Here is a 25,807-nt window from a genome sequence, read left to right as displayed (position 1 = left end):
CCACGTCCGTGGCGACTCAGCGCGTCACGTCGATCGCGGTTGCATGCCCTAGCCGATGCGCACGCTGGTCATCGAGATCGCCGCGAACACGTCGTCGGTGAAGAACGAGACCGGCTCGCCCGGCTGCTGCGCGCCCAGCACGTAGAGCAAGGGCAGGTAGTGCTCGGCGCTGTTGATCGAGGCCTCGGCGTCGGGGCCCAGGCCGCGCCAGTCGATCAGCGGGTCGTGGTCGCCGGCGGCGATCAGGGCCTTGGCCGTCGCGTTGAAGCGCGGCGCCCAGTCGGGGACCTCGCCGGTGCGGAAGTTCACGGCGCGCAGGTTGTGGACGATGTCGCCGCTGCCGACGATCAGCAAGCCCTCGTCGCGCAGGGCCGCAAGGCGCTTGCCGGCCTCGTAGTGCCAGCGATCGGGACGACCGCGATCCAGGCTCAGCTGGACCACCGGCACGTCGGCGTCGGGATACATCGGCCGCAGCACGCCCCAGGCGCCGTGGTCGAGGCCCCGGGTCGGATGCTGGACGACTAGGTCGGGCGACAGCACCTGCGCCACCCGCTGGGCCAGGGCCGGGTCGCCGGGCGCGTCGTAGCGCACGTCGAACAGGGCCTGGGGAAAGCCGCCGAAGTCGTGGATGGTCTCGGGGCGCTCGGCCGCGCTGACGGCGCTGGCCCCGCGCGTCTCCCAATGGGCGCTGATCATCAGCACCGCCTTCGGGCGCGGCAGCTCGGCGCCCAGCGCCGCCCAGGCGCGGCTCCAGGCGTTGTCCTCGATGGCGTTCATCGGCGAGCCGTGGCCGAGGAACAGGACGGGCAGACGGGCGGTCATGGGCGGGGCGTCCGATTAGATACTGTTGGAGTTACAGATGGGGTGCTGGTCGCGCATTTCAATGTCGCGTCCTTCTCCCCTTGCGGGAGAAGGTGGCCGCCGAAGGCGGTCGGATGAGGGGTCGAAAGTCCTGTCCGGCAAGTCCGTGCACCCCCTCACCCGACCCGGCTCCGCCGGGCCACCCTCTCCCGCAAGGGGAGAGGGAGTGGTGCGAAACCGCGCCCCATCCGCCACAGTCCCAGGCTGTGTCGCCATGACGCGCGCACAGGGGCTGCGCGCGCTTTCCCGAGCCGCCCGGCTTTGTTAAGGCACGGACGTTGTGAACGTACCCGTCCAATCCCCCCTTCCGGCCTCTCAGCCCCTTGGCGAGCCGGTCGCCGAACCGGTGGCGGTCAGGCCGCCTCGCGCCTCCACGCGCGGCGGCGCCCTGGACCTGCTGCGGCTGCTCGCCTCGCTGCTGATCGTCATCTACCACTTCGGGGCCGAGGGCCCGATGCGGATCGAGCGCTTCGGCCAGGTGTTCTCGCGCGGGTTCCTGGCCACCGACTTCTTCCTGATGCTGTCGGGCTACGTACTGGGCCGGGCCTACGGCGCCTCGACCCTGACCGGGCGGATCAGCCACGGCCGCTTCTGGGTGCGCCGGGTGGGCCGGGTCTGGCCGGGGCACCTGATCGTGCTGCTGATGATGGCCGCCCTGGTGCTGGTGCTGAACGCCCTGGGCACCGACGCCCACAAGCCCTCGCGCTTCGCCTGGGACCAGTTGCCGGTCCAGGCCCTGCTGGTCCACGCCTGGGGCTTCAACAGCGACGGCTGGAACCTGCCCAGCTGGTCGCTGTCGGCCCTGATCGTCTGCTACGCGGTGTTCCCCTGGCTGTGGCGGGCCGCCGACAAGGTGCGCCACCCCTGGGTGCTGCCGCTGATCGGGGCGCTGGCCTTCGCCGCCTGCGAGGTGATCGCGCGGACCGTGTTCGACCACGCCCTGTCGGACCTGCAGTTCCGCTTCGGCGTCGTGCGGGCCCTGCCGCTGTTMATCCTGGGCGTCTGCCTGGCGCGGGCGGTCGAGATGGACTGGCCGTCGGAAAAGGCCGCCAAGGGCCTGCTGGTCGGCGGGATCGTGGTGCTGGTGGCCATGCAGCCGCTGGACCGCTACGCCCTGCCCGACGAGCTGATCTTCGACATCCCCTGCCTGGCCGCCATCGCCGCCATCGTGCTGGGCGCGGGCCGCCTGCCGGTGAAGCATCCCCGGGCCTGGATCGAGGAGGGCGCCAAGCTGTCGTTCGCCCTGTTCATCACCCACATCTTCGTGGGCGTGATCTACTGGAGCGCGGTGCACAAGCTGATCGAGACCGTGCCGATCGGCATCGGCTGGCAATGGCTGATGTGGCTGGCCTCGTTCCCGATCGCCATCGGCGCGGCCTGGCTGTTCCACACCTATATCGACCAGCCGCTGCAGGACCGCCTGGCGCCGTGGCTGCGGGGCAAGCGGTAGGGGCGTTAAAGCCCCTCTTTCACGGTCGTCATTCCCGCCCTTGTGGCGGGAACCCCTGGTTCAGCTGACACGTGAAGCGCTTTGGCGCGCTGGCGCGCCACCCCTCCGCACCTGCGGCGGACAGAGGGGTTCCCGCCACAAGGGCGGGAATGACGGTGTTGAGGGAGAGATGCACTTCAATCCCGCAACCCGCTGAACACGAAGTCCCGCGCCTGGGCCCGCCGGTGGCAGGCGTGGCAGGTCGTGTCCTGGCTGGCGGCGATCCCCGGCCGGGGCGTGCGTTCACCGGCCGCGAACTCGGCGTAGCCCCAGCCGTCGGTGGCGGCGAAGCGGCGGCTGTCCTTGACCATCACGTCCACGTGCCGCCGCGCGCCCTGGGCGGTGACGTCGCCGCCTTTGTCGACGGCCTCGATCAGGTCGTAGGCCAGCACCGCCCCGTCGGGGAACCGGCCCTCGCGATAGCCCTTCAGGGCCGCCGGATTGGCGTAGATGTGGTGGAAGCCGCCGTTGACCGCATAGGCCGGGGCGTGCGGGCCGACCAGGCCGGTCGAGATGTGGCGCCAGTCGCGATAGCCGTCCGGGAAGTCCGGGCTGGGCGCGGGCGCGTCGGCCGCCGCCAGGGGCAGGGCCGCCAAGGGGGCCGCAAGGATGATGATCAGGCAGGCCGCTTTCATGCCGGGTCCCTCCGCGTCGGCGAAGGCGTGGCACGGCGCAAGCGCGGCCGCGAGCGTTCGTCTGCGAAGCGCCGCGGGGGCGCGACCGGGGGCCTAGTCGGCGGCGGCGGCCCGGTTCTCGCCGCGATGCTTCTCCAGCACGGCGGCCAGGCCCTGCAGGATCGGCTGCTGCAGGTCGGGATTGTCGGGCGCGCGGTGCAGCAGCTTGATCGAGGCGATGTAGACCTTGATCCCGGCCACGATCGACGGGGTCAGGCCCGTGGCCTCGTCCAGCAGGTCGCACAGCGAGCGGGCKGCGATCTGGACCGCCTCGTTGCGCTCGGCGCCGCTGAGGCTGACGATGTCGCCGGCCCGGGCGTACAGCCCCTCGATCACGACCGCCTCGTCCTGGCCCGAGGCCAGCAGGGCGTCCAGGGCGGTGATGTAGTCGTCGATCCCGGTCAGCGACGGCTCGCGCAGGGTCTCCATGGTGGCGTCGGCGCGCTTGAGGGCCTCGGCCACGTACATGCCGCCCGCCTGTTTCATCAGCTGGCCCAGGCGGGGCTTCATGCGGCTCTTTTTGACCTGGGTCATGCGATCGACTTCATGGGTTTAATCAGGGCGTCCAGCTCGTCCTGGCTCATGTTTGCGCCTTCGGGCTCGCCCAGTTCAATGGACTGATCGTCACGGCGCCGGCCGTCCGGGAACTCCACCGGCGGGCCAAGGTTCCGCCAGCGGCGGTMGGGGCCGATATAGGCGTCGCATTCGATGAACATCCGGTCGCCCCGCGCGACCCAGAGAATGCGCTCGAGCATCACCGCCGGAGAGATCGGCTTGGTGACGATGAAATTGGCGCCGCAGTCCCGGGCCTTCTCGACCTGGCTGCGACGGGTGTGGGAGGTGACGATGATCACCGGCGTCATGCGGTTGGCCTCGTCGGCCTCGCGGCGCAGCCAGCGGGTCAGGTCGTAGCCGTCCAGTTCGGGCAGGGCGCCGTTCAGCAGCACCAGGTCGTAGGCCGTGTACTTCAGCTCTTCCTGGGCTTCCTTGCCGTCGGCCTTGCGCGTGATGTTGCGCAGCCCGAAGCTGGTCAGGACGCCGATCAGGATGTCGAGCGACTGGGGATTGTCGTCGACGACCAGCGCCTTGGCCTTGTCCAGATTGATGTACTGACTTGGCTGCAAGACCCCGACGCGCTCCGCCCCGTCCCGCGAACGCCCGGGACCGCTACCCTATGACTGAACAGGGTTAAGAAACCGCTGTCGCCCGGAGGGTGAGGCTCCATGTCGCAGCGCCGGAAATGGGACGGGGCGGCGCGCAAACGGCCTTGGATATCCGGCTCCCTCTTCCGGCCCGCCAGTGTTCTGTGGCGGATCGCCGGCGGCGTTTCAGGCCGGCTCGTAGTAGCCCGGCATGTCGGCTTGTTCCTGGAACCTCACGCCTGGATCGAGCGTCGCCCAGAGCTTCACGCCGTCGGGGAACAGGTTGCCGGAAGGGGTAATCGCTGCGCTGTGCGGCTTCAGCAGGTCACGAACCAAGGCGTAGATGTGCGAGGCTATGCCGCGTCTCGGCGTGTTCACCACGAGCCCGGTAGCAAACCAAAGCTTATCGTTCGGTGGAAGGCACGGCGCGAAACTGCAGACGGAGCCGTCATCCGCCGTCACCGTGAGGACTACGCCATCGTCGTCGGCGATGAAGTTGTAGGTCAGTGTATGTTGTTGCTGTTGAGCGTCAGTGAAGCACGCGTTCCGGTTCTGGAAGTCCACGCGGAGGCTCAAATGAGCAATGCCGGGCAGCGCTGATGCAGTCGGGTGCTTAGGTGCGGACAAGCGCGTTTCCTTCAAAGTCTGGGCGCCTGTTGGTGAAGGGCGCCGTCGTATCGGACCGCCCAGTTCAGACCGCGTCCAGGCCGATGTCCAGGTTCAGGGCCGAGTGGGTCAGGGCCCCCACGCTGATCACGTCCACACCAGTCTCGGCGATGGCGCGCACGGTGGTCAGGTTGACGCCGCCCGAGGCTTCCAGCACCGCCCGGCCTCGCGCCAGGGCCACGGCGGTCTTCAGGTCGTCCAGGCTGAAATTGTCGAGCATGACCACGTCGGGGCCGTGCTTCAGGGCGTCTTCCAACTGATCCAGGCCGTCGACCTCGACCTCGACCTTGACCAAGTGGCCGGCGAAGGCGCGGGCCCGGCGGACGGCCTCGCCCACCCCGCCGCAGGCGGCGACGTGGTTGTCCTTGATCAGGATGGCGTCGTCGAGGCCGAAGCGGTGGTTGATCCCGCCGCCGCAGCGCACGGCGTACTTCTCCAACGCCCGCAGGCCCGGCGTGGTCTTGCGGGTGTCGACGATGGTGGCCTTGGTGCCCTGGACCAGGCGGACATAGGCCCGGGTCAGGGTGGCGATGCCCGACAGCTTGCCCAGCAGGTTCAGCCCCGTGCGCTCGGCGGCCAGCACGGCGCGGGCGTTGCCCTCGGCGCGGGCCAGGATCGCGCCCGGCGCGGCGTCGGCGCCGTCGGGGGTGACCACCTCGAAGCGGGCCGTGGGGTCCAGGGCGGCCAGGGCCAGGCGAGCGCAGGACAGGCCGGCGATCCGGCCGTCCTGCCGCGCGGCCCACACCACCGACAGGCGGGCGTCCGGATCGATGCAGGCCTGGCCGGTGATGTCGCCGGCCCGGCCCAGGTCCTCGGCCAGGGCCATGTCGATGATCGGGCGGACCAGCAGGTCGTCGAGGGGCGTGATCATTCGGCGGCGTAACGGACCGCGCGGCCCGCTTCCTGGTCTTGCAGGGTGACGAAGGTCCGCTGGGCCAGGCCCGTGGCGGGGAAGTCGGCGCGGAAGTGGCCGCCCCGGCTCTCCTGGCGGGCCAGGGCGGCGCGGACGATCAGCTTGGCGGCGACCACCGTGGGGCAGGGGCCGTAGGCGGGCTCCAGCGCCTCGATCTGGGCCGCCAGCCGCTCCAGTCCCTCGGCGTCGCGGATCACGCCGGCGTCGCGGCTCATGGCCTTGCGCAGGGTCTGCAGCGCCGCCTCGGGCAGGTCGGGGGTCGRTTCGGCGGGCAGGGGCTCGCCGCCGGCGGCGGGCTCGGCGGCCGCCGCGCGACCGGCGCGGGCCCCGAACACGGCCGCTTCCAGCAGGCTGTTGGAAGCCAGGCGGTTGGCGCCCTGCACCCCGGTCGAGGCGCACTCGCCCGCGGCGTAGAGGCCCGGCAGGCTGGCGCGGCCGTCCAGGTCGGTGGCCACCCCGCCCATGTGGTAGTGCACGGCCGGCGTCACCGGGATCGGCTGGACGCGCGGGTCGATCCCGGCGTCCGTGCAGGCGGCGAAGACGGCCGGGAACTCGTGCGGGAAGTGCGCGCCCACCGCCGCCGTGGCGTCCAGGAAGGCGCCGCGTCCGGCCGCCCGCTCGGCGTGGATGGCGCGGGCCACCACGTCGCGCGGAGCCAGCTCGCGGGCCGGGTGGTAGTCGGCCATGAAGGCCCGGCCGTCACGGTCACGCAGGATCGCCCCCTCGCCGCGCAGGGCCTCGGTGGCCAGGGGGGCGGGGTCCTTGCCGATGTCGATGGCCGTGGGGTGGAACTGGACGAATTCGGGATCGGCGATCTCGGCGCCGGCCAGGGCGGCCAGGCCCAGGCCCTCGCCGCGCACCTGGGCCGGGGTGGTGGTGACGGCGTAGAGGCCGCCGACGCCGCCGGTGGCCAGGATGACGGCCGGGCAGAGGATCTCGACCAGGGCGCCGTCGATCTCGGCGATCAGCCCAACCACGCGACCTGTCGCGTCCTGAAGAAGCCGGCGCGCGCGGGCGTTCTCGCGGACCTCGATGGCCGGCGTGGCGCGGACCGTGGCGATCACGGCCGCCATGATCGCCGCGCCGGCCCCGTCGCCGCCGACCCGGGCGACCCGGGCCCTGGCGTGGGCGGCTTCCAGGCTCAGCACGAAGCCGCCGTCCGCCTGGCGGTCGAACGGCGCGCCCAGGGCGGCCAGGGCCCGCACGGCGGCGGGGCCTTCGGTGGTCAACAGCGCGACGGCGGCCGGGTCGCACAGGCCCGCGCCGGCGGCGATGGTGTCGGCGGCGTGCAGGGCCGGGGCGTCCTCGTCCGACAGGGCCGCGGCCATGCCGCCCTGGGCCCAGGCGCTGGAGCAGCCGGTGGCCAGGGGCGTCGGCGACAGCACCAGGGCCTTGCCGCCGACCTCGGTGGCGGCGAGGGCGGCGGTCAGGCCCGCCAGGCCCGCCCCGAGGATCACGGGGCCGTCGAAGGTGACGCGGTCAAGCATTGTACGACTCCAGAACCGCGCGGTGACGCCCGGCCGACGCTTCGTCAAAGCAACAGAAGATGACCTCGGCCGGCGGGACGCCCTCGAAGGCCGCGACGGTGGTCACGGCGATCTCGGCCGCCAGGTCGGCGGGGAAGCGATAGATCCCGGTCGAGATGGCCGGGAAGGCGATGGTCTCGAAACCCTTGTCGGCCGCGATCTCCAATGACCGGCGATAGCAGCTGGCCAGCAGGTCCGGCTCGCCGTTTCCGCCGCCGTTCCAGACCGGACCGACCGTGTGGATCACGAAGCGGGCCGGCAGGCGGAAGCCCTCGGTCAGCTTGGCGTCGCCGGTCTTGCAGCCGCCCAGCATCCGGCCCGCGACGGCCAGTTCCGGACCGGCCTTGCGGTGGATAGCGCCGTCGACGCCGCCTCCGCCCTGCAGGCTGGAATTGGCGGCGTTGACGATGGCGTCGACGTCCAGGGTCGTGATGTCGGCCTGGATGACGCTCATCGCAGCCATCTCAGATCAGCTCCACATCCACGTGGTGCTGGGCCTTGACCAGGTCGTAGCGGGCCGGGACGGTCGGCGGCGGCAGGTCGATCATCCGCTGGACGGCCAGCTTGGCGCGGATGGCGACCGACGGGTCGATCGTCACCTCGAACTGGTCGTGGACCAGGGCGTCGTAGATGTTCCGCAGGCTGATCTTCTTCATGTGCGGGCACATGTTGCAGGGGCCGATGAACTGGGTGCCCGGGCTTTCGGCCTGAACGTTGGAGGCCATCGAGCACTCGGTGATCAGCACCACCTGCTTGGGCTTGCGCAGGGCGACGTAGTCGTTCATCGCCGCCGTGGAACCCGCGAAATCGGCGGCCTCCAGGATCTCGGCCGGGCACTCGGGGTGGGCCAGGATCTCGGCTTCCGGCCAGGCGAAGCGCATGTCGGCGATGTCCTGGGCGGTGAAGCGCTCGTGCACCTCGCAGCGGCCGGCCCAGGCGATGATCTTGACGTCGGTCTGGCGGGCGACGTTGCGGGCCAGGAACTCGTCGGGGATCAGGATCACCTTGTCGACGCCCCACTCGCGGGCGGCCCACTCGACGACCTGCACCGCGTTGGCGCTGGTGCAGCAGATGTCGGTCTCGGCCTTCACGTCGGCGGTGGTGTTGACGTAGGTCACGACCGGGATGCCCGGGTGGCGCTGCTTGATCAGCCGCACGTCGGCGCCGGTGATCGAGGAGGCCAGGCTGCAGCCGGCCTTCAGGTCGGGGATCAGCACCTTCTTCTCCGGCGCCAGCACCTTGCTGGTCTCGGCCATGAAGTGCACGCCGGCCTGGACGATCACGGCGGCGTCGCACTTGGCGGCCTCGCGGGCCAGGGCCAGGCTGTCGCCGACGAAGTCGCCCACGCCGTGGAAGATCTCGGGCGTCATGTAGTTGTGGGCCAGGATGACGGCGTTCTTCTCGCGCTTCAGCCGATTGATCTCGGCGATCAGCGGCGCGTGCAGCCGCCATTCCAGCGGGGTCACGTGGTGCTTGACCTTCTCCCACGCCAAGGCGGTTTCCGCCTCGACGGCGGGAGTGAAGGCGAGGGGCGCCGTGGAGGGCGCGAAGCCGTCGGCCATGTGATCCTCTCTTATGCTCAAACTGAGCATTTCCAGAACCTCAAAAAACGCCGGAAACGGAGGACAAATCGCTAAATCCCGCTCCGACGTCGCCCCTTATGCTGAAATTGAGCAAAAGGGATGGATCACATATAGACCTTCCGACGCCGATTGCAAAGCGTGAGCATGAAAATCCGATCACGGCGTAACCGCGGGGCCCCGGCGGCGAGGTCCGCGACGGTCGCAACCGTGATACATCCACCAACACAAGGTTAAGGGGCGGCGGCTAGGGTCCGCCGAAGCGATCGTTTCCCAGGGGTCCGACATGGAAGCCACCTCAAAGCCCGCCGACGCCCAGGCCGCGCTGATGGCGCGCCTGCAGGGCGCGTCGGACGCCTTCGAGGCCGCCGCCCCGATCGTGCCGGGCATGGCCGCGCCGACCCTGGGCGACGCCGCCTCGGCCCAGGCCCTGGACGACCTCAAGACGGCGGTCGACCACCTGGCCGACCTCGACATGGTMGAGCTGCTCAACGGGGCGATCCACGCGCTGCACGCGGGCGACTTCGGCCGGGGCGAGGCCCTGGCCCTGGAGGCCCTGGGCCGCGACGAGCGCCAGGGCGTCGCCTGGCACGTGCTGGGCGTCTCGCGCGAGAAACTGGGCGATTTCGGCAGCTCGATGCGCTGCTACGAGGCGGCGCTGAAGCTGCTGCCGGACCACGGGCCGGTCGCCGGCGACCTGGGGCGCCTGGCCTTCCGCCTGGGCCTGCCCGAACTGGCCGCCCAGTTCTTCACCCACTTCCTGGCCAGCCGCCCCGGCGATCTGGAGGCGATCAACAACCTGGCCTGCGCCCTGCGCGACACCGACCGGTCCGACGAGGCGATCGAACTGCTGCGGACGGCGATCGTCGCCAATCCCGGCGCCGAAGGCCTGTGGAACACCCTGGGCACGGTGCTGGTCAGCCGCGGCGACGGCGCGGCGTCGCTGACCTTCTTCGACGAGGCGCTGCGGCTGCAGCCGGCCTATGGCAAGGCCTATCACAACCGGGCGTTCGCGCGGCAGGACCTGGGCGACGCGGTCGGCGCGCTGGAGGACTGCGAGGCGGCGCTGCGTCACGGCGAGGACACCGACGCCAACGACCTGGCCACCATGCGGTTCTCGCGCGCGACGGCGCTGCTGTCGCTGGGCCGCCTGCGCGAGGGCTGGGAGGCCTACGAGGCGCGGCTGTCGCCCGACCTCTTGCAGGTGGCGACCTTCGTGATCGCCAAGCCGCGCTGGAACCCGGGCGAGAGCCTGGCCGGCAAGCGGCTGCTGGTCTGCGGCGAGCAGGGGCTGGGCGACGAAGTGCTGTTCGCCAACGTCCTGCGCGACGCCGTCGCCGCGGTCGGCGACGAGAGCCTGCTGAGCATCGTGGTGGAATACCGGCTGGTGCCTCTGTTCAAGCGCAGCTTCCCCAAGGCCTCGGTCACGCCTCACCGGACGGTGCGGCACGAGGGGCGGGTCTATTGGTCGGCGCCGTTCATCGAGGACTGGTCGGCCATCGACCTGTGGACGCCGATGGCGTCGCTGCTGACCACCTTCCGGTCCAGCGCGGACGCCTTCCCGCGCGAGGCGGGCTATCTGGTCGCCGATCCCGAACGGGTGGCCTACTGGCGGGACCAACTGGCCGCCACGCCCGGGCGCAAGGTGGGGCTGCTGTGGAAAAGCCTCAGCCTGCAGGCCGAGCGGGGCCGKCAGTTCTCGCCGTTCGAGCAGTGGCGGCCGATCCTCCAGACCCCGGGAGTCACCTTCGTCAACCTGCAGTACGGCGACTGCGAGGCCGAGATCGCCCTGGCCCGCGAACAGTTCGGCGTCGAGATCTGGGAGCCGCGCGGGATCGACCTGAAGTACGACCTCGACGACGTCGCCGCCCTGTGCTGCGCCATGGACCTGACGATCGGCTTCTCCAACGCCACCTTCAACCTGGCCGGGGCGTGCGGCGCGCCGGTCTGGCTGCTGACGGGCGCGGCGGCCTGGACCCGGCTGGGGGGCAAGACCTATCCCTGGTATCCGCAAGCCCGTGTCTTCTCGCCGCCCGACTACAACGACTGGTCGGGCGTGATGGCCGAGGTGGCGGAGGCGCTGGCGGCGGAGGTCTCGTAGGCCACGCCAACACTTCTCAATTCGTCATCCCGGGCCTTGTGCCCGGGACCCCTCTGTCCGCCGCAAGCGCGGAAGGGGCGGTTCGCTGGCGAACCGCTTGCTCTTCACGTGCGGGCTGAACCAGGGGTCCCGGGCACAAGGCCCGGGATGACGGATCAATAGGCAAAAAGCGGGACAGGTCCTTACTCCCCCTCCGTCGGCTTCGCCGACACGTCMCCACGGGGGAGGACCTACACCTTCGCCTTGCTGCCCTTCTTCGTCGGCGCCTGGACCGGCGCGTGGCGGTCCCAGGCGTCGGCCATGGCCTGGGCCAGGGCGTCCAGGGCGTAGGGCTTGCTCAGCAGCGGCCAGGGGGTGTCGTGGGCGCGGGTCAGTTCCTGGCCGGTGTAGCCCGAGCTGAGCAGGACCGGCAGTTCCGGCCGCTCCTGGGCCAGGGTCATGGCCAGGTCGACCCCGCTCTTGCCGCCCGGCATGATCACGTCGGTGATCACCAGGGCCAGGGTCGGATCGGCGCGGGCGATGGTCAGGGCCTCGTCGGCGTTGGCCGCGCGGCTGACCATGTGGCCCAGCTCGTCGATCATCGCCGAGATCAGGTCGCCCACCTCGACGTCGTCCTCGACCAGCAGCACGTGCGAGCTGGCGCGGGTGGCCGGCGGGCGGACCGCCAGCACCTCGACCGGCGAGAAGGCCTCGCGGACCGGCAGCAGCATCGACACGGTCGTGCCCTTGCCGACCGCCGAGTCAATGGTCACCTCGCCGCCGCTCTGGCGCACGAAGCCGTAGACCTGCGACAGGCCCAGGCCCGTGCCCTTGCCCACCGGCTTGGTGGTGTAGAACGGCTCGAAGGCGCGCTGCAGGGTCTCGGCGTCCATGCCCGCGCCGGTGTCGGCCACGGCGACGCTCAGATAGCGCCCGGCCGGCAGCTCGCCGCGCGGTTCGGCCAGGTCCAGGCCCTGGGACGAGACGGTGATCCGGCCGCCCTGCGGGGTGGCGTCGCGGGCGTTGACCACCAGGTTCAGCAGGGCCGCCTCGAACTGGCCGGAGTCGGTCAGGGTGGTGCGGCCGCCGGCCTTCAGGTCCAGGGTCAGCTCCACGCCCTCGCCGACCGCGCGGCGCAGCAGCCCCTCGCTCTCGCCGATCATGGCGTCGATCCGGCAGATCTCCGGGTTCAGCGGCTGGCGGCGGGCGAAGGCCAGCAGATGGTGGGTCAGCTTCTCGCCGCGCCGGGCGGCGGCCTGGGCCGCGGACAGCATGCGGTTGCGGCGCTCTTCGTCGGCCGGGTTGCGCTCCAGCACGTCCAGCGCCCCGATGATCACGGTCAGCAGGTTGTTGAAGTCGTGGGCGACCCCGCCGGTCAGCTGGCCGATGGCCTCCAGCTTCTGCGACTGGGTCAGGGCGGCCTGGACCTCGTCGCGCTCGGACAGCGCCTCCTGCACGCGGTCGGCCAGCAGCTCGTTCAGCCCCGTCAGCTTGGCCTCGGCCTCCTTGGTGTCGGTGAAATCGAAGGCGATGCCGATGAAGCCGATGAACTCGCCGCCGCAGCCCAGGCGCGGCTGCGAGAACGACTTGAGCCAGCGCATCTCGCCGTCGGCCCGGCGATAGCGGCCCTCCAGGCTGAACGGCCTGCGCGAGGCCTCGCCGGCGATCTGGGCCTTGAGGATCCGGTTCAGGTCGTCGGCGTGCAGGCGCGAGCGCCAGTCCAGCACCAGGGCCTCGTCATAAGACACCCCCGCGAAGTCGACATAGGCGGTGTTGACGAACACCCGCACGCCGTCCTCGCCGCTGATCCACATCAGGGCCGGGGCGCTGTCGGCCAGCGACCGGAAGCGGGCCTCGCTCTCACGCAGGCTGTCCTCGGCGCGGCGGCGCTGGGTGACGTCGAAATTGACGCCCATGACCCGCAGGGCGCGGCCGGTCTCGTCGCGGACCACCTGGCCCTGGCCGTGGATCCAACGCTCGCCCTCGGGATGGTTGGCCAGCCGGTATTCGACCTCGTAGTGCGGACCCTTCTTGATCGCCTCGCGGATCCGGCTCCGGACCAGGGGGCGGTCGTCGGGATGGACCAGCTCGGTCAGGGTGTCCATGTCCGTCGGCGCGTCCTCGGCCAGGCCCAGGTTCCGGCGCGCGGTGGCCGACAGGGTCAGGACGTCGTTCTGGATGTCCCATTCCCACGGGCCCACCCCGGCCGAGGCCTGGGTGACCTGCAGGCGGGCCTCGGCCTCGACCTGGCGGCGACGGGCCTCGGCCAGGCTGATCAGGCTGCTCCTCAGCACCTGGGTTACCACCGTGGTGACCGCCGCCGAGAACAGGAACAGGAGGATGGCGCCGATCCGGGCCCCGTCCGGCGCATGGCCCTCGACCCCCATCCGCAACCACCAGGCGAAGGCCAGGCAGGCCAGGATAGGCGCCAGCCCCCAGCGCCAACCGGCGTAAAGCGTCACGACGATGACGGCGGGGAAGAACGGCTGGGTCGCCCCAAGGTCGTTCCCCGTGCCCATCGCGACGATCCGGAACCCGATCGCGAAGACGATGGCCGCCAGCGTCACCAGGGCGGCGTGCGCCGGTGACGGCGGGATCCTCGAGACGAGCCACGCGCTTATCGCGTCGGGCGAAACCGGGCCCCGAGCTTTTGCGTGCGGATCTTCAATCTTCATGGGACTCCATACGCTAACGGCTTGCCATGAGCATGGACACGCTTACCTAGAACACGCAACACGGGAGATCATCATGGCCGCGAACCTGAACACGGGCTTCACGACGAAGCAACGCACCGACATCGTCGCGGGGCTGAACAAGGTTCTGGCCGACAGCTATGCGCTGTATCTGAAGACCCATGGTTACCACTGGAATGTGCGCGGCCCGAACTTCCAGGCGCTGCACGTGCTGCTGGAAGGCCAGTACACCGAGGAGTGGACGGCGCTCGATTCCATCGCCGAGCGGATTCGCGCGCTGGGCGAGCTGGCCCCGATGGGCTACGGCGCGTTCGGCAACCTCTCCAGCATCAAGGACGGCGACGCCGAGAAGGAGTGGGAGGGCATGTTCAAGGAACTGCTGGCCGACAACGAAACCGTCATCGCCACTCTGCGCGACGCCTTCGCCGCGGCCGACGAGGCCGGCGACGAGGCCACGGCCGACCTCTACACCCAGCGCCTGGCGGCCCACGAGAAGCACGCCTGGATGATCCGTTCCACGCTCGGCGGGAAGTGATCGTTTGGGAGCACGCGTGCTCGACCTAGCCCGATACAGGCTCGTGAAGGCCGCCGGGGCGCTCGTCGCCCTCGGCGGCCTTTCCGCGTGCGCGACCTACTACCTGCCGGCCGGGGCGGGGCGGGCGGCGGGCGTGGCCCGGCTGGCCGGCAGCCTCTCCGACGCGGGCCTGGCCCGCTACACCGCCGACATGGACCCGGCCATGCTGGCCCTGGCCCGTCGGCATGATCCGCGTCCGCACAAGGACTATTGGGGCCGCGTGCCCGGCTGGGAGAAGCTGGACCTGCACCTGATCCCGCGCCTGGGCGACCGCGACCCCGACTTCGACGAGGCCCGGGTGATCAACGGCTTCAAGGCGGCCTCGCCGGGCGCCCTGGAGCCGTCCCGCCCGTTCCTGCTGACCGGGGCCAAGGCCGAGCGCGACAAGGCTCTGCACTGCCTGACCCAGGCGGTTTATTTCGAGGCGGGCTTCGAGCCCGTGGCCGGCCAGCAGGCCGTGGCCCAGACGGTGATCAACCGGGTGCGCCACCCGGGCTATCCCAAGTCGATCTGCGGCGTGATCTACGAGGGCGCGGCGCGGGGCACGGGCTGCCAGTTCAGCTTCACCTGCGACGGCTCGCTGCAGCGCCCGATCAGCCCCGCCGTCTGGACCAACGCCGAGATCGTCGCCCGGCGGGCCCTGGCCGGCTTCGTGATGAAGGACGTGGGCGCGGCCACCCACTACCACGCCGACTACGTCTATCCGTACTGGGCGCCCACCCTGGTCAAGCTGCGCACGCTGGGGACCCACGTCTTCTACCGCTGGACGGGACCGTCGGGCACGCAGGCGGCGTTCCGGGGCCGCTATTCGGGCGACGAGACGGTGTCGGCCGACATCCTGATGGGCGCCGACCCGCGCACCCTGGAGGCCGCGCCGCCGGGCTCGATGGCCGCCATGGCCGCCTCGGGCGGGGTCCTGCCGGTGGCCACCGGCGAGCCGGCCAAGATCGTCAGCCCCGAGGGCGTGGTCGAGATCCTGCCGCCGATGACCGGCGATCCCGCCGCCGCCATGCGCGGCGGCCGCCGCCTGCCCACGCCCGAGGAGATCGACAAGATCAACAAGGCCCTGGGCGCGCTCGAGACCCCGGTGGTCGACACGACGGTCAAGACCGTCGAGGCCGCCCCGCCGCCGGCTCCGCCCCCGCCGCCGCCCAAGCCGCGTCCGCCCAGCCTGGTCACTCCTCTGAACTAAGGCCCTCTGACCTGGGTCAGGGCAAGCTTGGCCTTTGACACGGCCGCCTCCAGCCGCGACACCTGCGTCGTCGACAACAGGGGGATGGGATGCTGCGACGACGAGACATGGCCGCGGGGCTGCTGGCGGGCGCGATGGCGACGGGCGCGGCCCGGCCGGCCCTGGCCGGCGGGACTCCGAAGGTCGGCCAGCCGGCGCCGGACTTCCGGGTGACCACCTTCGACCTGCAGACCTATTCGCGCGACGACCTGCGGGGCCAGGTCGTGCTGCTGAACTACTGGGCCACCTGGTGCGCGCCGTGCCGGGCCGAGATGCTGGTGATGGACACCTATCTGCGCCGGCGCCGGGTCAAGGACCTGCGCATCTTCGCCGTCACCGTCGAGAGCGCGGTCCCCGACCGCAAGCTCAAGGAGCTGTCCGACGTACTGGCCTTCCCGCTGGCCAAGCGGCTGAAGGGCTCCGCCTACGGCGCGATCCGCGGCGCGGTGCCGACCAGCTTCGTGATCGACCGGGCGGGCGTGATCCGCCACGCCCAGGCCGGCGCCTTCAGCGAACAGGCCTTCGACGCCCTGATCACCCCGCTGCTGGCCGAGCCCGCCCCGCCGCCGCTGGCGCCGGGCGCGACGACCTAGGCCGCGCCGCCGGCGGCGGCCATGTCCATGAACACCGCTTCCCAGACGTGGCCGTCGGGGTCGGCGAAGGTGCGGTTCAGCATGAAGCCGTAGTCCTGGGCGGGATTGATGTCGGCCGTCCCGCCGCGCCCGGCGGCGGCGTCGACCATGGCGGCCACCGCCTCGCGGCTGTCGCACGACACGGCCAGCATGACCTCGCTGGACGTTGCCGGCGGGATGGGGCGGTCGGTGAAGGTGCGCCACTTGTCGTGGGTCAGCAGCATGACGAAGATCGTCTCGGACAGCACCATGCAGGCCGCCGTCTCGTCGCTGAACTGCGGGTTCTTGTTCAGGCCAAGCGCCTCGTAGAAGGCCGCCGACCGGGCCAGGTCCGTGACCGGMAGGTTCACGAAAAGCATCTTCGACATGATCATCCCCTTCTGGCCGCCTCGCCTTCCCGGAGCGGAGACCTGGCGCTATTGTTGCGGCGTTGAGTATGTAGACGTGAAGTATCTTGATATCAAGATACTTCACGTCAAGGGATATTGCGCCTTGGATCGTGCCGAAGCCGCCTCGCGCCAGTGGGCCCGCGAGCGCCCCGAACTGCCCATGCTGCCGGTMGAGACCATCGGCCGGCTGCTGGACGCCGCCGCGCGGGTCACGCGCGACCACATGAACCCGCTCCTGGCGGAAGCCGACCTGAACGTGGGCGAGTTCGACGTGCTGACTCCGCTGCGGCGCTCGGGCGAGCCCTACATGCTCTGCCCCACCCAACTCTACGAGGCGGCCCTGATCTCGTCGGGCGGCATGACCAACCGGCTGGACCGGCTGGAGCGCGCCGGCCTGGTGGAGCGCCGGCCCGATCCCAAGGATCGCCGCGGCCGGCAGATCGCCCTAACCGCCGAGGGCAAGCGGGTGATCGACGACATGATCGGCCGGATGGTGGCCATGGAAACCAAGATGATCTCGGTCCTCAGCCAGGTCGAGCAGGAGCAGCTGAACGGGCTGCTCAAGAAGCTGCTGACGGGGCTCTAGAGCCCGAAGGCCCGGGCGTAGCTGATCGTCACGGGCGCATCGAGGGCGCCCGGCGTCAGGGCCAGGGCCATGAACGAGGGGCCCGAGAACGGCGCGGTCACGCGCTTGGCCGCCTGGGCCGAATAGCCGGCGCGGGGATAGTAGTCGGGATGGCCCAGCACGATCACGGCCTCGACCCCGGCCTTGCGGCACAGTTCGTGGCCGACCTGCATCAGGGCCAGGCCGATCCCGTCACGCTGGCGCGCGGGCAGCACCGACAGCGGGGCCAGGGCGGCGAAGCGCTGGCCGGTGTCGGTCGTCAGGCGGCTGAACAGCAGATGGCCGACGATGAAGCCGTCTTCTTCCGCCACCAGTTCGACCAGGGCGTCGCCATCGGTGCGCAGGGCGTCGACCAGGTTGGCCTCGCCCTGGTGGCCTTCAGGGGTCTCGTCGAAGGCGGCGGCGACCACGGCGTGGATCTCGGCGCGATCCTCGACCGTGGCCTCCCTGAGAAGCATCACCAGACGCCGATCTTCTCGGCCTCGTGGTGGCTGATCGGGTGGTGGGCCTTCTTGTGGTCTTCCTCGGCCAGGAAGCGCACGGCCTCCAGGGCCGCCATGCAGCCCATGCCGGCGGCGGTGACGGCCTGGCGGTAGACGTCGTCGGTGACGTCGCCAGCCGCGTAGACGCCCTGCACGGCCGTCGAGGTGGTGCCCGGCTTGACCTTCAGATAGCCGCCCGGACCGGTTTCCAACTGGCCCTTGAACAGCTCCGACGACGGGGCGTGGCCGATGGCGATGAACACGCCGTCGCAGGCCACGGTCTGGGTCTCGCCGGTCTTGACGTTCTTCAGCCGCACGCCGGTGACGCCCATCGGATCGCTGTCGCCCAGGACCTCGTCGATGGCGCTGTCCCAGATCACCTCGATCTTGGGATGGGCCAGCAGGCGCTCCTGCAGGATCATCTCGGCCCGCAGCTCGTCCTTGCGGTGCACCAGGGTCACCTTGCTGGCGAAGCTGGTCAGGAACAGGGCCTCCTCGACGGCCGTGTTGCCGCCGCCGACCACGACCACTTCCTTGTTGCGGTAGAAGAAGCCGTCGCAGGTGGCGCAGGCGCTGACGCCGAAGCCCTGGAACTTGCTCTCGCTCTCCAGGCCTAGCCACTTGGCCTGGGCGCCGGTGGCGATGATCAGGGTCTCGGCGAACCACTCCTGGCCGCTGTCGGTCTTGATGTGGAACGGGCGCTTGGAGAGGTCGGCGCTCAGCACGATGTCGCTGACGAACTCGGTGCCCACGTGCTCGGCCTGGGCCTTCATCTGGTCCATCAGCCAGGGGCCCTGGATCACGTCGGCGAAGCCCGGATAGTTCTCGACGTCGGTCGTGATGGTGAGCTGGCCGCCCGGCTGGATGCCGGCGATCAGCACGGGCTTCAGCAGCGCGCGGGCGGCGTAGATGGCGGCGGTGTAACCGGCGGGACCCGATCCGATGATCAGGCAGCGGGTGTGGCGGGGTTCGGGAGTCGACATGGGGGCAGATATAGGGCCGATTCCGGCTGGATGCGATGGCGTCTGGACGGTTTTGCGGGGGTTTTGGAAGGGCGGTGGCTCACCCACTTGCCCCCACCTGGCGACTTCGTCGCCGGTCCGCCCCCATAGGGGGCGGAGGCTGAAAGCGCGCGGCCTCTTCCCMCTATGGGGGAATACGATCGCGAAGCGATCCGTAGGGGGCAAGTGCGTGAGCCGCTTGAGCCAGGCGATTGACGCCTCGTCCACGAATTCAGGGTTAATGTGCGTAGAACGAACATTAGAGCCCGCACCATGACCGCCCCCTACATCGAGATCGCCGGCCGCAGGATCGGCGCCGACTATCCGCCCTACGTGATCTGCGAGCTGTCGGGGAACCACAACGGCAGCCTGGAGCGGGCGCTGGAAATGGTCGACGCCGCCGCCGACACCGGCTGCGACGCCATCAAGCTGCAGACCTACACCGCCGACACCATCACGCTGGACGTCGACCGGCCCGAGTTCAAGATCCACGGCGGCCTGTGGGACGGGCGCAGCCTGCACGAGCTCTACCAGGAGGCCCAGACCCCCTACGAATGGCACGCGCCGATCTTCGAACGCGCCGCCCAGCGGGGCGTGACGATCTTCTCCAGCCCGTTCGACGAGACCGCCGTCGACCTGCTCGCGGGCCTGGACGCCCCCGCCTACAAGATCGCCTCGTTCGAGGCCGTCGACCTGCCGCTGATCCGCTACGCCGCCCGCCAGGGCAAGCCGCTGATCATCTCGACGGGCATGGCCAACCTCGCGGAAATGCAGACCGCGCTCGACACCGCCCTTGAGGCCGGTGCGGGCGGGGTGCTGCTGCTGCACTGCGTCTCCAGCTATCCGGCCAGTTTCGAGGACGCCAATGTCCGCACGGTGGTCGACATGGCCGCGCGGTTCGGCTGCCCGATCGGCCTCTCGGACCACACGCCGGGCACGGCGGCTTCCGTGGCGGCGGTGTCGCTGGGCGCCTGTGCGGTCGAGAAGCACTTCACCCTGGCCCGCAGCGACGGCGGCCCGGACGCGGCCTTCAGCCTGGAGCCCGCCGAGTTCCGCGCCCTGTGCGACGACACCCGCAACGCCTGGAAGGCCCTGGGCGGCGTCAATTACGATCTGCTGGGCAGCGAGCGCGGCAACCGCCAGTTCCGCCGCTCGCTCTACGTCACCGCCGACGTCGCCGCCGGCGAGGTCCTGACCAAGGCCAATGTCCGCTCGGTCCGCCCGGGCAACGGCCTGCCGCCGGCCGACTACGAGGCCGTCTTGGGAAGGCCCGCCGCCCGGGCCCTGAAGCGCGGGGAGCCGCTGGCCTGGGACATGGTGGGCTAGGCATGCCGGCCACGGGCGTCGCCATTCGCCTGTCGCGCTGGGCGCGGCTGCCCGAGACCCTGCTGCTCCTGGCGGTCCTGGTCGCGATGATCTGGCTGCTGGCGGATCGCCAAGACGGTGTCTCGCGCGCGGCCGCGATCTTCTTCGCCCTGGCCGTCGTCGTCGCGATCCTGCGGGTGGCCATCGCCCTCTGGGGCGACCGGAGCATCGTCCTCGTCGACGAGACCGGCGTGCATTGGCGGCGCAGCCCGTTCTTCGAGCGCTACCGTTTCCTGCCCTGGTCCGAGATTCGGGTCGTCCGCCTCGAACACGCCCTGACGGGCAAGAACCATCAGACGGGGTTCAGCCTGATCCGGCCGGACGGCGCGCGCGGGGCGTTCGTCCCGGCCGAAGGCTTGGAGCCGGACCTCGAGGCCGTGCTGGAGGCCTTTCGTCCCTACGGTTTCGTCCAGGATGCGCGCTGAAGCTTCAACGCGTCGCGCGAAGCGGCGCCGCAAACACGAAAACGTGTGAGGCATACATCTTGCCATCGTCAGTTTTGAGCGCAATTTCGGCGCCGAGTTTCTGAGCGAGTACGTGACGCAGGCGCACGGTTACATCGCCTGCATGACTACAATTGCATCAAAATCAATCCGAACGTTCGCGTGGACTTTCCATGAGGCGTCGATGACTGGCTTTCCGCCGTCTTCGACGACGCTTTTCCATGCCTCGCATGGAGATCGGTGAAAGGCGCGGCGTCCACTTCGACAGGGGGCCAATCCATGTCGGCGAAATCGGAAGGGCCGGATCGCCGCGCCCTGATCGCCACCACGCTTGCAGGAGCCGCGATCGTCATGACCGACGCCACCACCACCCTGGCCGCCTCCGCCGCGCCGGGAGGCGCTTCGAACGTCGCCGTGCGGCCGTTCCAGTTCCACGCCCCCGACGAGGCCCTGGCGGACCTTCGCCGCCGGATCCTCGCGACCCGTTGGCCCGAACGGGAGACCGTCGGCGACGCCACCCAGGGCGTGCAGCTGGCCACGATGCAGAAGCTGGCCCGCTACTGGGCCGCGGACTACGACTGGCGCAAGGTCGAGGCCCGGCTGAACGCCCTGCCGATGTTCGTGACGCAGATCGACGGCCTGGACATCCAGTTCATCCACGTCCGCTCCAAGCAGGCTGACGCCGCGCCGCTGATCCTCACCCATGGCTGGCCCGGCTCGATCATCGAGGAGCTGAAGGTCATCGATCCGCTGTCCAACCCGACGGCGCACGGCGGCAAGCCGTCCGACGCCTTCCACGTGGTGATCCCGTCCCTGCCGGGCCACGGCTTCTCGGCCAAGCCGACGGCGACCGGCTGGGACCCCGTCCGCATCGCCAAGGCGTGGACCGTGCTGATGGGGCGGCTGGGCTACGAGCGGTTCTTCGCCTCGGGCGGCGACTGGGGCGACCCGGTGACCGAGCAGATGGCGGTGCTGGCGCCGACGAAAGTGCTGGGCGTCCACCTGAACATGCCCTCGGCCGTGCCGCCGGAGATCGCCGCCGCCCTGAACGCCGGGGCGCCGCCGCCGGCCGGCCTCTCGGCCGACGAGAAGCACGCCTGGGACCAGCTCGACTTCTTCTTCAAGCACGGGCTGGGCTACGCCCAGGAGATGACCGGCCGGCCCCAGACCCTCTACGCGCTCGCGGATTCGCCGATCGGCCTGGCCGCCTGGATGCTGGACCACGACGCCCTCAGCTACGCCCTGATCGCCCGGGTCTTCGACGGCGCGCCCGAGGGCCTGACGCGGGACGACGTCCTCGACAACGTCAGCCTGTACTGGCTGACCAACACGGCGGTGTCCTCGGCCCGGCTCTACTGGGAGAACAAGCTGCCGTTCTTCGCGCCCCAGGGGGTGACCGTCCCGGTCGCGGTCAGCGCCTTCCCCGACGAGCTCTACCAGGCCCCGCGCAGCTGGGCCGAGAAGGCCTTCCCCAAGCTGGTCTACTACAACCGCCATCCCAAGGGCGGCCACTTCGCGGCCTGGGAGCAGCCGGAGGCCTTCACCAGCGACCTGCGCGCGGCGTTCCGGTCCAAGCCGCTGTGAGGGGGCCACGAGGAAGCCGGCCTTCAGCCTGACGCGTCACGGGAGGTACGTCCCGAACTGTCGGAAGGAGGCCGCATCTTGGCTGTCGTCAGAACAAAACAAGAACCTTCTGACGCCGGCGCGGACTTCGCGTCGGCTCGTCCAGCCATTTTTGGAAATCATATTATGACCATCATGACTTCATCCCATCCGATCACCGCCGACACGATCGTGCACGGGGCGATCCAGCTGCTGCCCGGCGCGGTCTTCGACATCGCCTCGGGCGTGACCCTGACCTTCACTGGCCCGTTCGACGCTCCGCGCGAGCGGGTCTTCACCGGCGCCGGGCAGGTGATCTTCGCCGACGGCGCCGTCGAGGCCGTGCGTCCCGAATGGTGGGGCTTCGGCGCTGACGCTTCGGCCGCCGTCAACGACGCGGCCCGTCGCGCGGCCCGCGAAAGCATCACCCTACGCGGGACCGTCCGCTTCCCCGCCGGCGCGTTCCTGGTGTCGGACTACGTGCCGATCAATCGCAGCTACATCCGGTTCGAAGGCGACAGTCGCTTTGGCACGGTGTTCGAGACGAAATCGTCGACCGGGGACGTCACGGGGATCGACGGCACGGCGCAGCCTGACTTCAACCCCTCCAGCTCGTTCCCGATCGACGAATGCCAGCACGTCGGCATCGGCGTCCTTCGCGACGCGGTGAGCACCGCGACCTTCGTCGATCCCATTCCGACCGGCGGCCGGGGCTTCGTCCATCGCTTCGCCACGAACGCCTTGATCCAAGGCGAGTTCGCCGACAATCCCATCGACTATTACGAAGCCCAGACCTCGGGCGCGCGGGTCGACATCCTGACCACGCGCAGCGCCCTGACCGGCGCCACGAACCGCCGGTTCGGCGTCGTGTCGGACTGCACGATCGCCGGCTTCACCAACGCCTCGGCCAACGGGTCCAGCTACAAGCGGGTCGTGGACGTGGTCAACGGCGGCTATCAGGGCGAGGCCTGGGGCGTCTTCGTCTACGGCGCCGATCTGCGTGACGGCTTCTGGCAAAGCGTCGAGACCGCGGGCGGATCTCACGCCTTCGACATCGCCGCGCCGGTCGCCGCAGGCGTCCAGGCCTTCGACATCCACGTCGCGTTCTGCGTGCTGGACGGCTGGAAGAAGACCGGCTTGCGGATCATCAACCTGCCGGCGGGTTCCAAGCTGGCCGTGGTGGACGGCTATTCGGCCCCCGGCCTGGCCGATCCGGCGCTCGGTCCCAGCGTGCAGATCATCGCCTCCTCGGGGGTGACGATCGGCCGATCCTTCGAAGCCAAGGGCGGCGCCAATCACGCCAACCATACGGCGGTGTCGGTCGAAAGCGGCTCGGCACGCTTCATCGTCGAATGCAACATCACCGGCGCCAAGACCGGGGTCGCCGTCGATGCGTCCTCGCTGGGGATCGTCTCGGTGTCGTGCGAACCGCATGCGGACCAGCCGATGACCACGGGCGTCTCCCTGACGAACGGGGCCAGCCGCGTGAAGATCAACAACGGGATCCTGGACGGTCCCGGCGGGATCGCCTGCGGAATCCGGCTGGACGCGTCGTCGACCTACAACACGATCGGCGACTACAACATCAATCCCGGCACGGTCACGGCGCCGATCATCATCAACGGGACGCCCGTCACCACCCTGTCGGGCGGCGCCTATCGTGACGTGAACCACAATCGCGTCCTGGCCGGCGTGCTCGACGACGGACTGTAGGACCACGCGGTCGCCGAAGGGGAAATCCGCCCCTTCGGCGATCAGCCTACTCCGGCAGCAAGCCCAGCCGCTTGCCCACGATCCGGTCCAGGGTGCGCTTGGGCAGGACGTCGGCCATCAGCATCTGCATCGGCTGGGGCGTGATGGTGTAGCGGACCTTGGGCCTGGCGGTCGTCAGGGCGGTGAACACCGCCTCGCCGATCCGTTCGGGCGGCAGGCCGTTCTTGCCGATCGACAGCATGTAGGCCCGCAGCCGGTCCAGGGCCGGGGCGTAGACGGTGTTGGCGTAGGCGCTGGTGTCGGTCTCGTCGGCCTTGTCCCAGATCGGCGTCGCCACCGCCCCGGGCGCGACCACGATCACGTCGACGCCGAACGGCAGCAGCTCGCGGCGCAGGGATTCCGACAGGCCCTCCAGCCCGAACTTGGTGGCGCAGTAGGGGGCCATGAACGGGTTGGCGTTGCGGCCGCCGACCGAGCCGATGTTGACGATCCGCCCCGGCCGGCCAGCGGCCGGCAAACGCGCCCCGACAAGCGGCGCGAAAGCCTGGGTGGTGATCACCACGCCGGTGAGGTTGACCTCCAGCTGCTTGCGCCACTCGTCGACCGGCAGGTGCAGCAGGGGACCGGCCACGGCGATGCCGGCGTTGTTGACCAGGCCCGCCAGGGGGCGCCCGTCCAGCGTGGCCTCGACGGTCCGGGCCGCGGCGCGCACGGCCGCCTCGTCGGTGACGTCGAACACCAGGGGCGTGACCGCCGCGCCGAACGCCGCCTTCAGCCGCTCGGCGTCGGCGGCCTTGCGCACGCTGCCGAACACGTGGAACCCGCGCTTCGTCAGCACCTGGGTCACCGCCCAGCCGATGCCGGTGGAGGCGCCGGTGACGACGACCGAGCCCTTGGCCTGTCCGCTCATGATGTTCGCTCCCCTTGGGTCTGGGCGCGTTTGATGGGATCAAACGCGCCCAGGTCTCTTGTTTGGCGCGTTTTCTTCACGCGAACCGGCGCCCACTTCGCTTGAAAACGCTCATGGCCAAGATGGGATAGGTGAACGCTGTTATCCAGCCCGCTTTCGCGCGATCGCGTCCAGGAACCGCTCGGCGACCCGTGCCGCGCCCCGGCCGTCGCAGACCGCCGCCGAGGCGGCCGACAGGCGGTCGCGCAGGTCGGGCTCGGCCAGCAGGCGGGCGAAGGCCTGTGCGAAGGCGGCCTCGAAATCCGGATCGGCGACGTCCAGGGCCAGGACGGCGTCGGCCCCGGCCAGGGCCGCGCTGGCCTCGCGCTGGTTGGCGGCCAGCACCAGCAGCAGGGTCGGCAGGGCCAGGACGCAGCGCTCCCAGCTGGTGGAGCCGCCGGCCCCGACGGCCAGGTCGGCCTCCAGGGTCAGGCGCGGCATGTCCTGGGTGTCGACGTGCAGGGCCAGGCGCGGCTCGCGAGCGGCCCGGTCGCGCAGGCCCGGCAGGCTTGGGGCGCCGGAGCCGAGCACGACGTCCAGCGTCGTGTCGCCCTTCAGGCGCGGCCGCATCAGGTCCACGACCCGGCCGGTGATCCCGCCCACGTCGGTCAGGCCCAGCGAGACCAGGATCCGCCGCACCGGCGGGGCCTCGGCCCGGCGGGCCAGGGCCTCCTTGCGCAGGGCGGCGAAGGTCGGGCGGACCGGGGCGTGGTTGGGGCCCAGCAGCAGCTCGGCGCGGGCCGGGACCAGGCCGTCATAGTCGGCCGCCTTGCGGGCGGGGCCGGAGTCCAGGACCAGGTCGGCGTCCAGCGGCCGGTCGGCCAGGTCGTCGATGACCAGGGTCGGGCGGCCGTCGGCGATCGCGCGATGGTCGGGGGCGGACAGGCCGTAGTGGTCGACGACCACGGCGTCGAAGCCTCGGGCCGCCAGGGCGGCGGCCGAGGCCAGGTCGGCCGGCGTGGCCGCGTCGGTCGTGATCCGGGCGACCTCGGCGCCGAACGCGTCCAGCACCGCCGTGACGGCGGGCGGGGCCAGGAAGGCGCAGGCCGCGCCGTCGTCCTGGAGGGCCCGCGCCAGGGTCAGGCTGCGCATGACGTGGCCGCCGCCCACGCGGGGGCCGGCGTCGGCGACGAAGAGGATGCGGGGGGAGGAGGTCATGTCCGCGACCTTTCCCCCC

The 25,807-nt window shown here is 70.4% G+C and carries 25 protein-coding genes and 1 pseudogene; 10 read left to right on the top strand and 16 right to left on the bottom strand.

Translation table 11 applies throughout. The annotated features are described in order from the left end of the window. Positions 1 to 48: 48 nt before the first annotated feature. Positions 49 to 822 (bottom strand): 4,5-DOPA-extradiol-dioxygenase, encoded by a 774-nt coding sequence (gene ygiD / locus AC1U89_RS12075; protein ID WP_479899937.1) that lies wholly within the window; start codon positions 820 to 822, stop codon positions 49 to 51. Positions 823 to 1,207: 385 nt separating this feature from the next. Here ygiD and AC1U89_RS12070 point away from each other — a divergent pair, with 385 nt between their 5' ends. Then, entirely contained in the window at positions 1,208 to 2,311 is a 1,104-nt protein-coding gene (locus AC1U89_RS12070; RefSeq protein ID WP_479899936.1) for an acyltransferase family protein, read from the top strand. A gap of 26 nt (positions 2,312 to 2,337) precedes the next feature. On the opposite strand, the pseudogene AC1U89_RS12065 reads toward AC1U89_RS12070, so the two are convergent. From AC1U89_RS12065 to nadA, 9 genes and pseudogenes are all read right to left on the bottom strand, one after another. Beyond that, positions 2,338 to 2,491 (bottom strand): annotated as a pseudogene (locus tag AC1U89_RS12065) (hypothetical protein); the annotation flags it as partial. Further along, positions 2,488 to 2,985, bottom strand: coding sequence for a cytochrome P460 family protein (locus tag AC1U89_RS12060; RefSeq protein WP_479899935.1), 498 nt, complete (start codon positions 2,983 to 2,985; stop codon positions 2,488 to 2,490). The pseudogene AC1U89_RS12065 and the gene AC1U89_RS12060, both read right to left, overlap by 4 nt. Before the next feature lie 93 nt (positions 2,986 to 3,078). Continuing rightward, a complete protein-coding gene (locus AC1U89_RS12055; protein WP_479899934.1) occupies positions 3,079 to 3,558 on the bottom strand; it encodes a hypothetical protein in 480 nt (159 codons plus the stop codon). Next, positions 3,555 to 4,148 (bottom strand): response regulator, encoded by a 594-nt coding sequence (locus AC1U89_RS12050; protein WP_479899933.1) that lies wholly within the window; start codon positions 4,146 to 4,148, stop codon positions 3,555 to 3,557. The genes AC1U89_RS12055 and AC1U89_RS12050 overlap by 4 nt, the downstream gene beginning before the upstream one ends. Before the next feature lie 204 nt (positions 4,149 to 4,352). After that, positions 4,353 to 4,793, bottom strand: coding sequence for a hypothetical protein (locus AC1U89_RS12045; protein WP_479899932.1), 441 nt, complete (start codon positions 4,791 to 4,793; stop codon positions 4,353 to 4,355). Positions 4,794 to 4,857: 64 nt separating this feature from the next. Continuing rightward, positions 4,858 to 5,703 carry a carboxylating nicotinate-nucleotide diphosphorylase gene (gene nadC, locus AC1U89_RS12040; RefSeq protein WP_479899931.1) on the bottom strand — a complete coding sequence of 282 codons (846 nt, stop codon included), beginning with the start codon at positions 5,701 to 5,703 and terminating at the stop codon, positions 4,858 to 4,860. Next, the gene (locus AC1U89_RS12035; protein WP_479899930.1) at positions 5,700 to 7,232 is read right to left on the bottom strand and encodes an L-aspartate oxidase; all 1,533 of its coding nucleotides are present in this window, start codon (positions 7,230 to 7,232) and stop codon (positions 5,700 to 5,702) included. The genes nadC and AC1U89_RS12035 overlap by 4 nt, the downstream gene beginning before the upstream one ends. Next, the gene (locus AC1U89_RS12030; RefSeq protein ID WP_479899929.1) at positions 7,225 to 7,734 is read right to left on the bottom strand and encodes an O-acetyl-ADP-ribose deacetylase; all 510 of its coding nucleotides are present in this window, start codon (positions 7,732 to 7,734) and stop codon (positions 7,225 to 7,227) included. The genes AC1U89_RS12035 and AC1U89_RS12030 overlap by 8 nt, the downstream gene beginning before the upstream one ends. Before the next feature lies 1 nt (position 7,735). Further along, a complete protein-coding gene (gene nadA, locus AC1U89_RS12025) occupies positions 7,736 to 8,833 on the bottom strand; it encodes a quinolinate synthase NadA (protein WP_479899928.1) in 1,098 nt (365 codons plus the stop codon). A gap of 304 nt (positions 8,834 to 9,137) precedes the next feature. Here nadA and AC1U89_RS12020 point away from each other — a divergent pair, with 304 nt between their 5' ends. Further along, entirely contained in the window at positions 9,138 to 10,952 is a 1,815-nt protein-coding gene (locus AC1U89_RS12020) for a tetratricopeptide repeat protein (protein ID WP_479899927.1), read from the top strand. A 230-nt stretch (positions 10,953 to 11,182) separates the two neighbouring features. Here AC1U89_RS12020 and AC1U89_RS12015 read toward each other — a convergent pair whose 3' ends face one another. Then, positions 11,183 to 13,498, bottom strand: a complete 2,316-nt coding sequence (locus AC1U89_RS12015) for a hybrid sensor histidine kinase/response regulator (RefSeq protein WP_479899926.1) — start codon at positions 13,496 to 13,498, stop codon at positions 11,183 to 11,185. Between the two features lie 181 nt (positions 13,499 to 13,679). Between AC1U89_RS12015 and AC1U89_RS12010 the strand changes: the two genes are divergently transcribed. The 3 genes from AC1U89_RS12010 (at position 13,680) to AC1U89_RS12000 (ending at position 16,022) form a co-directional block, all read left to right on the top strand. Continuing rightward, complete coding sequence (locus AC1U89_RS12010; protein ID WP_479899925.1) at positions 13,680 to 14,159, top strand: Dps family protein; 480 nt, start codon at positions 13,680 to 13,682, stop codon at positions 14,157 to 14,159. Positions 14,160 to 14,175: 16 nt separating this feature from the next. Further along, positions 14,176 to 15,390, top strand: coding sequence for a cell wall hydrolase (locus tag AC1U89_RS12005; RefSeq protein WP_479899924.1), 1,215 nt, complete (start codon positions 14,176 to 14,178; stop codon positions 15,388 to 15,390). An 89-nt stretch (positions 15,391 to 15,479) separates the two neighbouring features. Beyond that, complete coding sequence (locus AC1U89_RS12000; protein WP_479899923.1) at positions 15,480 to 16,022, top strand: TlpA family protein disulfide reductase; 543 nt, start codon at positions 15,480 to 15,482, stop codon at positions 16,020 to 16,022. Here the strand turns inward: AC1U89_RS12000 and AC1U89_RS11995 are convergent. Beyond that, positions 16,019 to 16,429, bottom strand: coding sequence for a VOC family protein (locus tag AC1U89_RS11995; RefSeq protein ID WP_479899922.1), 411 nt, complete (start codon positions 16,427 to 16,429; stop codon positions 16,019 to 16,021). The genes AC1U89_RS12000 and AC1U89_RS11995 overlap by 4 nt on opposite strands. Positions 16,430 to 16,553: 124 nt before the next feature. On the opposite strand from AC1U89_RS11995, the gene AC1U89_RS11990 reads away from it, so the two are divergent. Further along, entirely contained in the window at positions 16,554 to 17,036 is a 483-nt protein-coding gene (locus AC1U89_RS11990) for a MarR family winged helix-turn-helix transcriptional regulator (protein WP_479899921.1), read from the top strand. On the opposite strand, the gene AC1U89_RS11985 is transcribed toward AC1U89_RS11990, so the two are convergent. Together AC1U89_RS11985 and trxB are read right to left on the bottom strand one after the other, a co-directional pair. After that, a complete protein-coding gene (locus AC1U89_RS11985; protein WP_479900016.1) occupies positions 17,033 to 17,533 on the bottom strand; it encodes a GNAT family N-acetyltransferase in 501 nt (166 codons plus the stop codon). The genes AC1U89_RS11990 and AC1U89_RS11985 overlap by 4 nt on opposite strands. Next, the gene (trxB, locus tag AC1U89_RS11980; protein ID WP_479899920.1) at positions 17,533 to 18,540 is read right to left on the bottom strand and encodes a thioredoxin-disulfide reductase; all 1,008 of its coding nucleotides are present in this window, start codon (positions 18,538 to 18,540) and stop codon (positions 17,533 to 17,535) included. The genes AC1U89_RS11985 and trxB overlap by 1 nt, the downstream gene beginning before the upstream one ends. 291 nt (positions 18,541 to 18,831) lie before the next feature. On the opposite strand from trxB, the gene pseI reads away from it, so the two are divergent. The 4 genes from pseI (at position 18,832) to AC1U89_RS11960 (ending at position 23,681) form a co-directional block, all read left to right on the top strand. Beyond that, positions 18,832 to 19,884, top strand: coding sequence for a pseudaminic acid synthase (gene pseI / locus AC1U89_RS11975; protein WP_479899919.1), 1,053 nt, complete (start codon positions 18,832 to 18,834; stop codon positions 19,882 to 19,884). Between the two features lie 2 nt (positions 19,885 to 19,886). Beyond that, positions 19,887 to 20,348 (top strand): hypothetical protein, encoded by a 462-nt coding sequence (locus AC1U89_RS11970; RefSeq protein ID WP_479899918.1) that lies wholly within the window; start codon positions 19,887 to 19,889, stop codon positions 20,346 to 20,348. A gap of 297 nt (positions 20,349 to 20,645) precedes the next feature. After that, positions 20,646 to 21,950 carry an epoxide hydrolase family protein gene (locus AC1U89_RS11965; RefSeq protein WP_479899917.1) on the top strand — a complete coding sequence of 435 codons (1,305 nt, stop codon included), beginning with the start codon at positions 20,646 to 20,648 and terminating at the stop codon, positions 21,948 to 21,950. A gap of 165 nt (positions 21,951 to 22,115) precedes the next feature. Further along, on the top strand, positions 22,116 to 23,681 hold the full coding sequence (locus AC1U89_RS11960; protein WP_479899916.1) for a hypothetical protein: 1,566 nt from the start codon (positions 22,116 to 22,118) through the stop codon (positions 23,679 to 23,681). A gap of 46 nt (positions 23,682 to 23,727) precedes the next feature. Here AC1U89_RS11960 and AC1U89_RS11955 read toward each other — a convergent pair whose 3' ends face one another. Next, the gene (locus AC1U89_RS11955; protein WP_479899915.1) at positions 23,728 to 24,591 is read right to left on the bottom strand and encodes an SDR family NAD(P)-dependent oxidoreductase; all 864 of its coding nucleotides are present in this window, start codon (positions 24,589 to 24,591) and stop codon (positions 23,728 to 23,730) included. A gap of 141 nt (positions 24,592 to 24,732) precedes the next feature. Next, positions 24,733 to 25,788: a UDP-2,4-diacetamido-2,4,6-trideoxy-beta-L-altropyranose hydrolase gene (gene pseG, locus AC1U89_RS11950; RefSeq protein WP_479899914.1), complete on the bottom strand. Its 1,056-nt coding sequence runs from the start codon at positions 25,786 to 25,788 to the stop codon at positions 24,733 to 24,735. Between the last annotated feature and the right edge of the window lie 19 nt (positions 25,789 to 25,807).

This window comes from Caulobacter sp. 05T431, from assembly GCF_056665975.1.
The sequence above is the reverse complement of the archived record's forward strand: the minus strand, read 5'-3'. Positions and strand labels throughout refer to the sequence as shown.

Excerpts from the sequence above, each read along its gene's own strand:
- ygiD (WP_479899937.1), bottom strand. The coding sequence starts at position 822 with ATGACCGCCCGTCTGCCCGTCCTGTTCCTCGGCCACGGCTCGCCGATG.
- AC1U89_RS12060 (WP_479899935.1), bottom strand. The coding sequence starts at position 2,985 with ATGAAAGCGGCCTGCCTGATCATCATCCTTGCGGCCCCCTTGGCGGCC.
- nadC (WP_479899931.1), bottom strand. The coding sequence starts at position 5,703 with ATGATCACGCCCCTCGACGACCTGCTGGTCCGCCCGATCATCGACATG.
- AC1U89_RS12030 (WP_479899929.1), bottom strand. The coding sequence starts at position 7,734 with ATGGCTGCGATGAGCGTCATCCAGGCCGACATCACGACCCTGGACGTC.
- nadA (WP_479899928.1), bottom strand. The coding sequence starts at position 8,833 with ATGGCCGACGGCTTCGCGCCCTCCACGGCGCCCCTCGCCTTCACTCCC.
- AC1U89_RS12010 (WP_479899925.1), top strand. The coding sequence starts at position 13,680 with ATGGCCGCGAACCTGAACACGGGCTTCACGACGAAGCAACGCACCGAC.
- AC1U89_RS12000 (WP_479899923.1), top strand. The coding sequence starts at position 15,480 with ATGCTGCGACGACGAGACATGGCCGCGGGGCTGCTGGCGGGCGCGATG.
- AC1U89_RS11985 (WP_479900016.1), bottom strand. The coding sequence starts at position 17,533 with ATGCTTCTCAGGGAGGCCACGGTCGAGGATCGCGCCGAGATCCACGCC.
- trxB (WP_479899920.1), bottom strand. The coding sequence starts at position 18,540 with ATGTCGACTCCCGAACCCCGCCACACCCGCTGCCTGATCATCGGATCG.
- pseI (WP_479899919.1), top strand. The coding sequence starts at position 18,832 with ATGACCGCCCCCTACATCGAGATCGCCGGCCGCAGGATCGGCGCCGAC.
- AC1U89_RS11970 (WP_479899918.1), top strand. The coding sequence starts at position 19,887 with ATGCCGGCCACGGGCGTCGCCATTCGCCTGTCGCGCTGGGCGCGGCTG.
- AC1U89_RS11965 (WP_479899917.1), top strand. The coding sequence starts at position 20,646 with ATGTCGGCGAAATCGGAAGGGCCGGATCGCCGCGCCCTGATCGCCACC.
- AC1U89_RS11960 (WP_479899916.1), top strand. The coding sequence starts at position 22,116 with ATGACCATCATGACTTCATCCCATCCGATCACCGCCGACACGATCGTG.
- AC1U89_RS11955 (WP_479899915.1), bottom strand. The coding sequence starts at position 24,591 with ATGAGCGGACAGGCCAAGGGCTCGGTCGTCGTCACCGGCGCCTCCACC.
- pseG (WP_479899914.1), bottom strand. The coding sequence starts at position 25,788 with ATGACCTCCTCCCCCCGCATCCTCTTCGTCGCCGACGCCGGCCCCCGC.